The organism is Rouxiella sp. WC2420, assembly GCF_041200025.1.
GTDB lineage: Bacteria > Pseudomonadota > Gammaproteobacteria > Enterobacterales > Enterobacteriaceae > Rouxiella.
In genome coordinates this window covers 2,084,231-2,097,667 of record NZ_CP165628.1, presented here as the reverse complement: position 1 = coordinate 2,097,667, position 13,437 = coordinate 2,084,231, and the positions used below count along the sequence as shown (strand labels likewise).

Genomic DNA, 13,437 nt, shown 5'->3' with positions numbered 1-13,437 from the left:
AAGTGACGATTAAAACAAAATTTTTATAGGGAATTCAGATGACGATGTTGGCTTTTCCTTTTAAACGATCTTCAATCCTTTGCGCGATGGCAATCTTTCTCCCCCTGTCAGCTTTTGCCGACGATACGGTAGTGGTTACGGCTAAACCGGCGGACAACGCTGAAGCGCCAACACAAGGCTACACGGCTAAGACCAGCAGGGCGGCGACCAAAACCGACACGCCGCTTATCACCACCGGGCAATCGGTTTCTGTTATCACCCGTCAACAAATGGATGACCAGAACGCGACCACGGTTAACTCGGCATTGAACTACACGCCTGGCGTCTTCACTAACTTCGCAGGCGGCGCGACCCGCTATGACACGGTTTCCCTGCGCGGTTTCCACGGCGGTGATGTCGATAACGTGTTCCTCGACGGCCTGCGTTTGGCCACCGACGGCGGCAGCTATAATGCTATTCAGGTCGATCCGTGGTTCCTTGAGCGAATCGATGTCGTCAAAGGCCCGTCTTCCGCGCTTTACGGCCAAAGCGTGCCGGGTGGACTGGTCATGGAAACCAGCAAGCGACCGCAGTTTGCCAGCGAAGGTCACGTGCAGCTTTCCGGCGGTAATTTCAATACCAAAGGCGGCGCATTCGACTACACCGGCGCAATCAACGACCAGTGGGCTTACCGAATTACCGGCATGACTCGCTCCAGCGACACTCAATACGATCACACGCGCGAAGAACGCTATGCCATTTCGCCACAGCTGCTTTGGCAGCCGGATGAAAACACCTCGCTGCTGTTACGCGCTTACCTGCAAAAAGATCCTTCCGGCGGTTATCACTCGGCAGTGCCGGCAGACGGAAGTATTTATGGCGATAAACTGAGCCGCGGCTTCTTTGATGGCGATACCAACCACAACGTCTTCAAGCGCTGGGAGCAAATCTACAGCTACGAGTTCCAACACAGCTTCAACAATGTTTGGTCTTTCCGCCAAAATGCCAACTATACCCACTCCAATACCGAGCTTGAGCAAGTGTATCAAGCGGGATGGAATGCCGATCGCAGTCTGATGAGCCGTTATTACTCTGGCGAGCAGTCTTCACTGAACTCATTTGCGATTGATAACCAGCTGGAGGCGGATTTCGCCACTGCGGCGTTGCAGCATAAAGTGGTGCTGGGCTTTGATTTCCAGCATTACGTAAACAATCTTAAAGATCAGGGCGGTTACGCCAGCGACCTCAACCCGTATACCGGTATTTCTGGCATCAACGGCGAAGACAATATCGATCTTTACAGCAATACCGTCGGCAAGCGTCAATATCGCCAGGCAGGCGTTTATTTGCAGGACGATATGAGCTGGAACAAGTGGCATTCAACGCTGTCTGGCCGTTATGACGATTTAAAAATCAAAAGCAGTCAGTATGAAAGCATCTACGGCGTTCAAACCGACAGCGAACGCGAAGCCCGGCATTTCAGTGGCCGCGCTTCTCTGCTCTACGCCTTTGATAACGGAATTTCGCCTTACATCAGCTACAGCTCGGCGATTACCCCTTCTGCACTGGCAGGTCAAGATGGCACGCTGTTGAAGCCGATGACCAGCAAGCAGTATGAAGCCGGTATCAAGTACCAGCCGGTCGGCACCAGCAATCTCTTTACCGCGGCAATCTATGATCTGACGCAGAACCATGTGGGTAACCGCGTGGTCGTGGGCAGCTATTATGTGCCAGCCGGTAAGGTTCATTCGAAAGGGCTAGAGCTTGAGGCGCGTACCAACGTTACCGATCGTCTGAGTGTCATCGCGGGATATACTTATAGCCACGTGAGATCAAAAGACACCACAGACGGCACCGATGGCAATACGCCATACGTATCACCAAACCAGATGGCATCACTGTGGGCAGAATACCGCGCTAACTTCGGTGTCAATTTTGGAGGCGGTGTACGTTACATCGGCAAACAGTGGGCGGATAATGAAGATACCCAGCGTATTTCTGCAGCCACGCTGATAGACGCCTCTGTGCGCGTGAATCTGGCCGCGTTTAACCCATCGCTGAAAGGCGCTTACGTTCAGCTTAACGCCAATAACCTGGCCAACAAAAAGTATGTTGCGGCCTGTTACGGCACCAGTTATTGCTACTGGGGTCAGGAGCGTACCGTGGTTGCCACCGTCGGTTACGACTTCTAATCCCCTCAGCCGCTTGCGTGTCCCTGCCTTTGGGAACAACACCACGCAAGCGGCATTTTCCCTCCTCATCGTCTATCCTTAAAAACGCTAAAAGGTAAACTTCACCTGTTTATTGAGAAAGTTTTGGCCTGTTTGAAATATTTCTTTATAATTAGCGGCCCTGAAAAGTGATTGGTTACACATCTTGATTCACCTTCAAGCCACTGTGTACATACAATATAAGGGTCATCCCGGTTAGCATGATGCCGGGTAAAATCCCATAAACTAGTGCCTGTGTGGCAAGAATAACCATAGAAAATATGAAAATGAGCATTCGCGCGATCTTTACTTTGGTTCTAGCTGTTGCTGCGTATAGCCAGGCTGCTTTCGCAGTTGTCTATCCTCTGCCGGCAAACAATGGTCGATTGATTGGTGAAAACGTCACCGTTGTCGTTCCGCAAAACAACAAAATGCCGCTGGAGCATTTCGCTGCTCAGTATCAAATGGGTCTGTCGAACATGCTGGAAGCCAACCCAGGTGTCGATACCTACCTGCCAACTTCTGGCACTGTGCTGACGATTCCTCAGCAGTTGATCCTGCCGGATACGCCACACGAAGGCCTGGTTATCAATAGCGCCGAAATGCGTATTTATTACTATCCGAAAGGGACTCATACCGTGGTCGTTCTGCCTATCGGTATCGGCGAGCTGGGTAAAGATACTCCGCTGAACTGGGTCACTACCGTGCAGCATAAGAAAGCCGGTCCGACCTGGACACCAACGGCGAAAATGCATGAAGAATACGCGGCGCAAGGCCAATGGCTGCCAGCGACCTTCCCTGCCGGTCCTGATAACCCGATGGGTCTTTATGCGCTGTACGTGGGTCGTTTGTATGCGGTACACGGCACCAACGCCAACTTTGGTATCGGTTTGCGTGTGAGCCACGGCTGTGTGCGCCTGCGTGATGCCGACATCAAATGGTTGTTCGAAAACGTGCCGGTGGGCACTCGTGTGCAGTTCATCAACGAGCCGGTTAAAACCACCGTTGAGCCAAACGGCGCGCGTTATGTCGAAGTACATAACCCACTGTCTGCCAACCAGGAAGAGTTTGATTCTCAGCAACCGCTGCCAATCAGCCTTTCCGGTAGCAATGCCACTCTGATGGCGGATCCAAGTGTCAATCAGCAAGTGTTGGACAAAGCCATCACTCTGCGCTCAGGGATGCCGACTCAGGTTAACTGATTCTGACTCTCTACTATCAAGCCCTCTCAGCGCCGCTGCGGGGGCTTTTTTATTACCTTCCTTTCTAAAAACGCTGTTTACACCGCTTAATCTTGCGTTTTAACCTCATCGCTTTACTTATTTTTTAATCTTCAGTACAACTTTAGAGTCGATTCATTTTCTTTCTGGCCAATACTTTGGAGATTTTATGCCGCAACTTTCTGCCAACGCAAAGGCAATCCCTGCATCAGGTATTCGCCGTATTTATGAGTTGGCCTCGGAACTCGATGATGTTATCCAGTTAAGCATTGGTGAGCCTGAAAGACCGGTGGCCCGACACATCCTTGATGCTGGTGCCAGTGCCTGGAATGCCGACATCACCCACTACACGCCGAACAGCGGGATGGCACTACTGCGGCTGGCGATTGCCAACAAGCTTGAGCGCGACAACCATTATCGCGTCGATGACGATCAAATCCTTGTCACTGCTGGCGGTTCACAGGCGCTGCACATGGCGATGTCACTCACCCTGACCGCCGGGGATGAGATTTTAATCCCCGACCCGGGATATGCGACTTTTGCCATGGTACCAAAACTGCTCGGTGCGGTTCCTGTGCCTTATCATTTGAAAGCGGAAGATGAGTTCCAGCCTTCATTAGAAAATCTGGAGCAATCCGTAACATCGCGTACCAAAGTGTTACTGATTAACAGCCCTTCTAACCCATTAGGCGTAGTCTATAGCGCCGAAAAAATCGCCGAACTGTTGCAGTTTGCCGCTAAACACGACCTATGGGTAATCAGCGACGAGGTTTATGAATATTTTACCTTCAGCCGCGCGTTTACCAGCGTTGCGTCGCTGGATAGTGACGGTCGAGTGTTCAGTGTCTATTCAGTTTCCAAAACCTACGGTCTGACCGGCGGACGGGTGGGCTATCTGGTGACTCCGCCGGGCGTTGCATCTACCTTCCGCGCGGCGCAGGAAGCCACTGTCAGTTGCGTTAACGCCCCCGCTCAGCTCGCCGTACTCGCCGCCCTTGAAGGCCCGCAGGATTACCTCGTCGAAGCAAGAGCGCACTATGGCAAAAACCTTGAAGCGGCCTGTGCAGTACTCGACCAGCGGGGCATCCTTTATCAGCGTCCTCAGGGTGCGTTCTATATCTGGATTGACGTTTCACATGTCAGCAATGGCGATGTCGCCAGCTGGGCGGAGCATTTTCTGCTGACCGAGCGCGTCGCCGTCGCCCCGGGCATTGCCTTTGGCCCTGCGGGAGAAGGATGGATCCGAATCTGTGTCGCAGGAAAAACCGAGCCTTTACTGCAAGCTGTAAAACGCCTGCCATCACCGCGCGACAACTGATCCGCCTATCACCTCCCGCTGCGACTTATTTATATAGGCTTGCTGCGGGAGGCTAATTTCAACGCGCAAGCTAACAATAATCTTACCTCGCTTTGTGATTGATCCTGCAATTTCGCAAAAAATACCTCCTGTTTTTCTACTTAGCATTATTGGTAATTGACAGGTTATTGAGTACTGCAATACTTTCCTTGCCGAACTTTTTGCTTTATTTCAGGGAATGGAGGCGGCTGCAATGACAAATATCCGCATGAAAATAGATCGCATTTTGAATAATAACGTAGTGATCATCCTCGGCGATCAGCAGCAGGAAACTATCGTCATGGGAAAAGGAATTGGTTTTAATAAAAAGCCAGGTGACCTTATTGAAAGCGAGAAAGTTGAAAAAATATTCTCCTTAAATAACCCCTACAGTGACCATTTTAAAGCGTTGCTCGAAAAAGTACCGGCAAACTGTATTAGTGCAACGGAGGAAATTATCGCGTTGGCTAAATCCAGTCTAACGTCAACGTTACATGCCAGTATTTTGATTTCTTTGGTCGATCATCTCCATTATGCTCTTGAACGTTTTGCTGATAACGTTGTGATACCCAATGCACTTTTATGGGAAATAAAAAAACTCTACACACAAGAATTTGCTATTGGCAAAGCCTCTCTCGAAATCATTTTCCGTCACACCGGCGTATTTCTTCCCGAAGATGAGGCAGGCTATATTGCTTTACATCTGGTAAATGCCCAGCTTAATGACAATATGCAGAATACGATGAAAATCACCCGGTTTATGCAGGATATTCTTAGCATGGTGCAATATCATTTTAACTTTGAATACAATGAAGAGGCATTAAGCTATCAGCGCTTTATCACTCATTTAAAGTTTTTCGCTCAACGAATTTTAAACAATAAAGGCGAGCGTCATCAAAGCCTTTACGATAAGAGTCATGAAAGTAATGTTGACGATCCTCCTCTCTCACTGCTGGTCAGGCAAAAATATGCCATCTCGCACCAGTGCTCGACTAAAATCAACAAATACATAGAATTACATCATGACCATGTACTCACAGATGATGAAGTAATGTTTTTGACCATCCATATTGAACAGCTAAGAAACAGTCATCGCGCACAGCTCGTTGAAAGAGAATAAAGCTCTGTGAAGCATCTCACAATTCGGAAACATTCATAAAACAACGCTTGAGCTGCTGAATCATTACATTTATAAATATTACCAACAGCAGGATTGTTATCTTCATGTCGTGTTAAACATGTTGAGCAAAACCTAACTAAACCTCCCGGAACTGTATGTCCCGGTGACGGCAAAGTTAGGTTTTTTTTTGCTTCAAATTCGCGCACTCAGTTATCTGACAAGAGGTTAGTTATGGGCTATGCCATTCTGTGTGATGAGATTATATCCGGCATTGGCGGCCGTGATAATATTATTAGCGTCATTCATTGCGCGACTCGTTTGCGATTTAGACTGAAAGACAACAGTCGTGCAAACAATGAGCAGCTTAAAGAGACAGCAGGAATAATAACGGTTGTTGAAAGCGGCGGCCAGTATCAAGTGGTCATTGGCAGCCACGTAGGGGAAGTTTATAATACACTGACTTCACTTTATTTTCCGGAAACCGACCAGCAGCAAAAGACTGAGGGAAATTTGCCAGAAGAACGAACTCCCTTCAGTTTCAAACGTCTTCTAAATAGCGCAGTAGATATTATATCCAGCATATTTGCGCCACTGCTTGGGATATTAGTCGCAGCAGGCCTTATAAAAGGAATGTTAATACTAAGTGTATTATTCCACTGGCTGAGCAAAGAAAGTGGCACCTATAAAATCATCTTCGCTGCCAGCGATGCGGCCTTCTTTTTTATGCCGATTTTATTGGGTTATACCGCAGGCAAGAAATTTGGCGGTAATCCGCTGGTGACACTATTAATTGGCGCTGCGCTGGTTCATCCGTCAATGATTGATATTTTTAATAATACTCAGGCTCATCCAGACCTGCACTATCGTTTTATGGGCATTCCCATTACCTTTATTAATTACAGCTCAACGGTAATTCCGGTAATTCTAGCCGCCTGGTTCAGCTGCTGGCTGGAAAAACGCTTTAACCAATGGCTGCATGCCTCGATCAAAGCGTTCAGCACCCCGTTTCTGTGCCTGGTCATCACCCTGCCCGCAACGTTTTTGGTTATTGGCCCGCTGGCGACCGATCTCAGCCGTGGAATTGGTGAGGGTTACATGTGGGTCTGGCAGCTCAACCCGATGATTGCCGGGGCTTTTTTTGGTGCGATGTGGCAAATCTTCGTCATCTTTGGCCTGCATTGGGGACTGGCTCCATTGATGATCAACAATCTGATGACTCGCGGTATCGACACGATTTCACCACTGGTGCAGCCTGCGGTGTGGGCTCAGTCCGGTGCGACCTTAGGGGTACTGTTACGCACTCGTGATGCAAAGCTTAAAAGCCTCGCGGGTCCGTCGTTTATCTCTAGCATCTTCGGCATTACCGAACCGGCAATTTATGGCGTCAATCTGCCGTTAAAACGCCCGTTTATCTTTGGCTGTATCGGTGGCGCATTAGGTGGAGCCATCACCGGCTATTATCACGGGACGTCCTATGCCTTTGGCGCACTCGGCATTTTCGGCTTCCCTTCATTTATATCGCCAAATGGCATCGACAGCGGGTTCTGGGGCATTGTCGCCGGCTCGGTTGTTGCTTTCCTGTTCTCGTTTATAAGCAGCTGGCTGTATGGCATTCCACAGGAAAAGCCGGTCACGCCAAATAAACTGCGATCAGTTTCATCTACCTGATCCAACCCTTTTTCAAGACAAAAAAATTCGTGGGCCTGACTCATGCTGGACAGTTACGCCCTTTTTTTACCGGGTCAATGCTAGCCCGACAAACCAAGTCGCCCGTGGCGACATTCAATAATCAATAAGAAGGAATTGAACATGAAGACAACATTCCCTACTGATTTTCTCTGGGGCGGCGCGCTGGCTGCCAATCAGGTAGAAGGCGCTTATAACGTGGAAGGCAAAGGCCTTTCTACCTCGGATTATCAGCCACGTGGCCTGATGTTCCCGCCTTCAGAGCGGGCAGAGGGGGAATTCAATCTCAAGGATGTCGCGATCGATTTCTATCATCGTTATCCAGAAGATATTGCCCTGTTTGCCGAGATGGGCTTTAAAACGCTGCGCACTTCCATTGCCTGGACGCGTATTTATCCTAATGGAGATGAAGAAACGCCAAACGAAGCCGGTCTGGCATTCTACGATGCGCTATTTGACGAGCTGCTGAAATACGGCATCGAGCCACTGATTACGCTTTCACACTATGAAATGCCCTACAACCTGACGAAAGAGTATGGCGGCTGGGGCGATCGTCGAGTCATCGAGTTTTTCGAACGCTATGCAACCACGGTATTTAATCGCTATCAACATAAGGTCAAGTACTGGCTTACTTTCAACGAGATTAACGTTTCACTGTTTTCAAGCTTTACCGGCCTGGGAATAGCCGACGGGCTGAGCTGGCAACAGCGTTATCAGGCGATTCACCATCAGTTAGTCGCCAGCGCGCGAGTGGTCAAGGCCTGCCATCGCATCATTCCGGGTGCAAAAATCGGCAATATGGTGGCCGCAATGCCCTACTATCCGCTGACCTGCAACCCTGATGATTTAATCGAGGCGCAACGCAAAGAGCGCGAGTGGTTGTTCTTCTTTGACGTTCAGGCGCGGGGTGAATATCCGAGTCATATCCAGCGTCGTTTTAAAGAGAAAAATGTGCAGCTGGAAATCACACCACAAGACAGAGAAGATCTGCGTGAAACGGTGGATTTCCTGTCTTTCAGCTATTACATGAGCAGCTGCGCCAGTGCTGATCCGCACCAGCAGCAGACAACGGGCAATATCCTCAAGATGATTTCCAACCCTTATCTCAAAGCTTCCGAATGGGGCTGGCAGATTGACCCGGCCGGACTGCGCCACCTGCTGAACCAACTGTGGGATCGCTATCAAAAACCGTTGTTTATTGTCGAGAACGGGCTGGGTGCCAAAGACAAAATCGAAGCAGACGGCAGCATTAAGGACGATTACCGTATTGCTTACCTCAACGACCATCTGGTGCAGGTGCATGAAGCGATCGCTGACGGCGTCAACGTGTTGGGCTACACCGCCTGGGGACCTATCGACATCATTAGTGCTTCAACCAGTGAGATGTCAAAACGTTATGGCTTTATCTATGTCGACCGCGATGACCACGGCGAAGGCACCCTGCAACGCAGTCGCAAAAAGAGTTTCGCCTGGTATCAGCAGGTGATTGCCAGTCGCGGCGAGGCGTTGGTGCGAGGTGGGAAAAATGATCAGTAAGCCCCTGCTGCTGACCGCGATGCTGATGGCGACCAGTGGTCTGGCGCAGGCCGCCGAAGACTGTTCTCGTTATGACAAACTGCTGCCAAAAGGTCCTGAAACGCCAAGTATCGGCTCGGTTTGCGATACCATTTTCCCGGAATGGGGCGGGCTGCGCAGCGATATGGCCGACTACGGCTTTTTCGCTCAGGCCCAGTTGCTGACCAACATGACTTATGACGTCGCCGGGAACAGACAAAAACACCAAAACTATGTCGGCCAGCGGCCAACCAGCGGGAACGTCGTCAGTACCGATATCACCTATGACCTGTCACGCCTTGGCTTCAGTGACGATTCCCAACTGCATTTAGGCGTCATGTACGCCTATAACAACTATAAGGGCAACGGTCAGGACGGCCACGTGGCTGTCAGCGATCTGTCAGTTTTTCAGCCGCTGTTTAATAATCGCGTCATTCTGCATTACGGTTATTCTGCGTGGCTCAGCTATTTCTACGGCCTGTATCTCGGCAGCAGTACCGCGTCATCGGCGCTAGGCCCCACCAGCGTGATGCTCAATCAGGCCGGTTTAACTAGCCTTAAACCTAGCCCGGGTATGGATATTCGCTTTTTATCGGAAAATAAACGCTGGTACGACCATATCGGCGTTTCACGCAGCCAAAGCTCTGACGGATTGCGCGCCGACTCGAAATACAATACCTACGGACTTCGCTGGAAAGTTCCCGACGCGGGTACGCTGGTCATCAACGAAATCGGATATCGCGTAAATTCAGAGCTGGGAGTGCCCATGACCTGGGTACGCGGTGGCTCGGTCTATAACAAAACGCCTTATTTCAATTACAACACCGAACAGGATCAGCACAATACCTGGTCGCACTATCTGGCTGCCACGCGGCAGTTGACGCAGCCAGATAGCACGCAGCCTTTCCGCGGCTGGTATATTGATGGCAAAACCAACTATGCGCCTCAGAACCGTAACGTGTTTACCGCTGACGCCTCGTTGACATTGTTCAGCATTGGTCCGTTTAACTCACGACCAGACGATATGCTGTCATTTGGATTGGCTTACAACAAGTTCAGCAATGACGCCAAGCGCTATAACGAAAGGCACGGCAACAGCGCGGAGGGCTTCAGTACCACTGCGTCTACGGCTTACACGCTGAGGATCACCAACGGAATTTATTGGACCAATCAGTTGGCATGGACCCACCATCCTTCAGTTACGCCAAAAGAAGATGATGCCTGGAACCTGCTGACGCAGATTGTCATTAACATCTAATAACTCTTTCTACGCCCTCCTTCGCCATCCTCTGGCGGAGGAGGTTTCCCTCTATCCGCGCCACAAAGTAAATTACCCCTGATGATAATTTTGCAAGTTTCGAGCAAATCCTGATTTATGAACTAAGATTTTGCTGAGTTAACTGTGCTCTGCATCACATTAACCATAATAAGACTTTTTTGCTTAACGTCACTTTCTGACCTGCCAAGCTTTTTGGCAACGTTCTCATTGAATCATTTTAGGGGCAATACTCATGGCTGCTACGCCAGACACCTCTGCGGAAAATCAACAACCGCATACGCCGGATACCATCAAGCAACGACTTTTTCTGATTGTGCTGGTCGCTACCATGGGCGCACTGGCCTTTGGTTACGACACCGGCATCATCTCCGGCGCTTTACCTTTTATGACCTTACCCGCCGCTCAAGGTGGACTTGGCCTGAGTCCGTTTACCCAAGGACTGGTTTCTTCATCGCTGATTTTTGGCGCAGCTTTGGGAGCATTTTTAAGCGGCTATTTCTCTGACCGTTTTGGACGCCGTATCACCCTGCGCAGCCTGGCGGTACTGTTTGTTTTAGGCTCACTGGGCACGGCCATCGCACCTGATGTCAATATCATGATTGCCATGCGCTTTCTTCTGGGCATCGCGGTGGGGGGTGGTTCATCCACCGTGCCGGTGTTTATCGCGGAAATTGCCGGCCCGAAACGCCGCGCCCCATTGGTCAGCCGCAATGAACTGATGATTGTTTCTGGGCAATTGATTGCCTATGTCACCAGCACCTTAATGAGCTATTTGCTGCATGACGAACATCTCTGGCGCTATATGCTGTCAATCGCCATGGTGCCGGGCGTACTGCTGTTTATTGGCACTTTCTTTGTTCCGGCATCGCCGCACTGGCTGGTCGCCGAAGGTCGTTTTAAAGAAGCTAAAAGAATACTCAAGCATCTGCGTGAAACGCCAAAAGAAGTGCGCAAAGAACTGGCCGAGATGAAGCGGCAGTCGGCAGAGGCCGATAAAGGACCTTCCGTCAGCGAGTTAATCCGTGAAAAGTGGGTGATTCGACTGCTGCTGCTGGGTGCCGGGCTGGGCTTTGTGCTGCAATTTACCGGCGTTAACGCCTTTATGTATTACACCCCGATTATTTTAAAAACTACCGGCCTGGGCACTAACGCCTCGATTGCAGCCACTATTGGTAATGGAATTGTGTCGGTGCTGGCTGCGCTCTGCGCGTTGTGGGGAGTGAGTCGTTTTGGCCGCCGCCAATTGCTGATTGTCGGATTACTGGTAGTGATTGCGGCACAGGTCTGTCTCGGATTGATAATGACCTTGTTACCGCAAAATATGACCCAAAGCTATCTTGCGCTGGCCTGTATTTTGGTATTTTTATTCTTCATGCAGATGTTTATTGCACCGGTTTACTGGTTGCTAATGTCGGAGCTGTTCCCGATGAAACTGCGCGGCGTGCTCACCGGCGCTGCCGTGGCATTTCAATGGATCTGCAACGCTATCGTGGCTTTTGCATTCCCGCTGGTGCTTAGCGTGGCGGGCAATGAGACCTTCTTTATCTTCGCCGTGATAAACGTCGGTTCGCTGGTATTTGTCATGATGATGCTGCCGGAAACGCGAGGCAAAACGCTTGAAGAGATTGAAATTCATATGCGCGATAAATACGGCGAGCTAGATGCCGAAAGTGCGAGCTGAGATCCAAATTAGTGATGCAACCTTAATGATCAGTTTTAATGATCTGGTATGAATTAGCTGCCTCCTCAATGAGGGAGGCAGCCAACTTGTTATAGAATATCTTAGCGTGTGTTTATCTAGAAAGGGCCCTCTGAAAAAGATCACAGAAGGTAAACCAGCGGATTAAGCCTGGGTCGCGACTTGAGCCACCGCTCCATAAAGAAACAGCTGCACGCCCCGCGCGACAATATTTTTAACCTGCGCTACCGACCAGGGTACGGGTTCGCGCTCTAACAGCCTGCTATCAACTTCAGCTTTCAATAAAGCGGTAAATTGCAAAGCCCTTATCGTTGAATCCCCTTGCGCCAATTCCCCTTTGTGCATTGCGAGTGACATTAACTCGGCGAGTTTCGCGATACTTTCCTGCGGACCGGCGGCGCGAAAAAGTTCTCCAATATTGGATTTACCCGCCTCTGCCAGTACGCATCGGTAGATGCGCAGTGCTTGATTATCAGTTAACAGAACCTCCATCATTCGCTCACCAAACCGTGTGAGATTTTGTTCAAAAGTCATTACCCCGTCGTGATAGCTCGATAACTCAGAAGCTGCCGCGTTAAGAAAGTGAGTGCTGTAGGTCCTCACCACCATTTCGAAAAGTGCTTCTTTCGAAGCGAAGTAATTGTAAAGCGTAGCTTTTGATCCCCCGACTCTCTTCGCCACTTCGTTCATTGATGTTCTTTCGTAACCCATTTCCTGAAACAGGTCGGCGGCGGCATCAATAATGGCTTGTCGACGTTCGTTGGTCAGTGTCCTCATCCAGTCTCCCATGACAGTCGGATGTTATTTATAATCATAAATCGATAACTTAATTGCTGAAAGCACTGTTCGCGACCCCCACACAGATTTGGGTTTTAATCCCTCGGTGTAGAGTTTGGTCACCCTATGATGATCAGGGCTTTGCAAAACGGTTTAATACTAGACCACTTAACAAAATTTAGTCGAATCAATGGCAAAGAGCACGATCACTCCCGCTGCAGACATTGAGGTATGCAATTAGCCAGCTCACCCGCCAAAGGATGGGCTTTTTGGTGGAATTCCACACAGCTGAATTTAGATTTTTTGAATCTGAGCGTTGCTCATTTTTGACGATATCGAGGTTTAATCGGCTTGTGATATCAGATTTGGATTAGCTATTTAATGCGGATGAAGGAGTGAATCTTTATAAAAATAATTAACGACTATCGGTTTTACCTCAGTAAAAAGCCTACCTGTAGTTCTTGGTTTTTATAATTGAGATTCAAATAGTAACAACCAAACTGAGGGGAGAGATTCTTATAAAAGATCAAGGAATTAGTTAGATTAAAACGATTCTGGGGTTAAAAATGAATGTCCT

At 49.4% G+C, this 13,437-nt stretch carries 9 protein-coding genes; 8 read left to right on the top strand and 1 reads right to left on the bottom strand.

Going from position 1 to position 13,437, the window contains the following annotated elements:
- Positions 1–38: 38 nt before the first annotated feature.
- From AB3G37_RS09700 to AB3G37_RS09665, 8 genes are all read left to right on the top strand, one after another.
- Positions 39–2,171 (top strand): TonB-dependent siderophore receptor, encoded by a 2,133-nt coding sequence (locus AB3G37_RS09700; RefSeq protein ID WP_369790504.1) that lies wholly within the window; start codon positions 39–41, stop codon positions 2,169–2,171.
- 299 nt (positions 2,172–2,470) lie between these two features.
- Positions 2,471–3,391 carry a L,D-transpeptidase family protein gene (locus AB3G37_RS09695; protein ID WP_009635011.1) on the top strand — a complete coding sequence of 307 codons (921 nt, stop codon included), beginning with the start codon at positions 2,471–2,473 and terminating at the stop codon, positions 3,389–3,391.
- A 187-nt stretch (positions 3,392–3,578) separates the two neighbouring features.
- Positions 3,579–4,727 (top strand): pyridoxal phosphate-dependent aminotransferase, encoded by a 1,149-nt coding sequence (locus tag AB3G37_RS09690; protein ID WP_369790503.1) that lies wholly within the window; start codon positions 3,579–3,581, stop codon positions 4,725–4,727.
- 247 nt (positions 4,728–4,974) lie between these two features.
- Positions 4,975–5,865 carry a BglG family transcription antiterminator LicT gene (gene licT / locus AB3G37_RS09685; RefSeq protein WP_369790928.1) on the top strand — a complete coding sequence of 297 codons (891 nt, stop codon included), beginning with the start codon at positions 4,975–4,977 and terminating at the stop codon, positions 5,863–5,865.
- A gap of 231 nt (positions 5,866–6,096) precedes the next feature.
- Positions 6,097–7,533, top strand: coding sequence for a PTS transporter subunit EIIC (locus AB3G37_RS09680; protein WP_369790502.1), 1,437 nt, complete (start codon positions 6,097–6,099; stop codon positions 7,531–7,533).
- Positions 7,534–7,674: 141 nt separating this feature from the next.
- Entirely contained in the window at positions 7,675–9,087 is a 1,413-nt protein-coding gene (locus tag AB3G37_RS09675) for a glycoside hydrolase family 1 protein (RefSeq protein WP_369790501.1), read from the top strand.
- Positions 9,077–10,363 carry a carbohydrate porin gene (locus AB3G37_RS09670; protein WP_369790500.1) on the top strand — a complete coding sequence of 429 codons (1,287 nt, stop codon included), beginning with the start codon at positions 9,077–9,079 and terminating at the stop codon, positions 10,361–10,363. The genes AB3G37_RS09675 and AB3G37_RS09670 overlap by 11 nt, the downstream gene beginning before the upstream one ends.
- A gap of 253 nt (positions 10,364–10,616) precedes the next feature.
- Positions 10,617–12,065, top strand: a complete 1,449-nt coding sequence (locus AB3G37_RS09665; protein ID WP_369790499.1) for a sugar porter family MFS transporter — start codon at positions 10,617–10,619, stop codon at positions 12,063–12,065.
- Positions 12,066–12,227: 162 nt separating this feature from the next.
- Here AB3G37_RS09665 and AB3G37_RS09660 read toward each other — a convergent pair whose 3' ends face one another.
- Positions 12,228–12,860, bottom strand: a complete 633-nt coding sequence (locus AB3G37_RS09660; RefSeq protein ID WP_369790498.1) for a TetR/AcrR family transcriptional regulator — start codon at positions 12,858–12,860, stop codon at positions 12,228–12,230.
- Between the last annotated feature and the right edge of the window lie 577 nt (positions 12,861–13,437).

Bases quoted from the DNA above. Each gene is read 5' to 3' on its own strand.
- AB3G37_RS09700 (WP_369790504.1), top strand. From the start codon at position 39: ATGACGATGTTGGCTTTTCCTTTTAAACGATCTTCAATCCTTTGCGCG.
- AB3G37_RS09695 (WP_009635011.1), top strand. From the start codon at position 2,471: ATGAAAATGAGCATTCGCGCGATCTTTACTTTGGTTCTAGCTGTTGCT.
- AB3G37_RS09690 (WP_369790503.1), top strand. From the start codon at position 3,579: ATGCCGCAACTTTCTGCCAACGCAAAGGCAATCCCTGCATCAGGTATT.
- licT (WP_369790928.1), top strand. From the start codon at position 4,975: ATGAAAATAGATCGCATTTTGAATAATAACGTAGTGATCATCCTCGGC.
- AB3G37_RS09680 (WP_369790502.1), top strand. From the start codon at position 6,097: ATGGGCTATGCCATTCTGTGTGATGAGATTATATCCGGCATTGGCGGC.
- AB3G37_RS09675 (WP_369790501.1), top strand. From the start codon at position 7,675: ATGAAGACAACATTCCCTACTGATTTTCTCTGGGGCGGCGCGCTGGCT.
- AB3G37_RS09670 (WP_369790500.1), top strand. From the start codon at position 9,077: ATGATCAGTAAGCCCCTGCTGCTGACCGCGATGCTGATGGCGACCAGT.
- AB3G37_RS09665 (WP_369790499.1), top strand. From the start codon at position 10,617: ATGGCTGCTACGCCAGACACCTCTGCGGAAAATCAACAACCGCATACG.
- AB3G37_RS09660 (WP_369790498.1), bottom strand. From the start codon at position 12,860: ATGAGGACACTGACCAACGAACGTCGACAAGCCATTATTGATGCCGCC.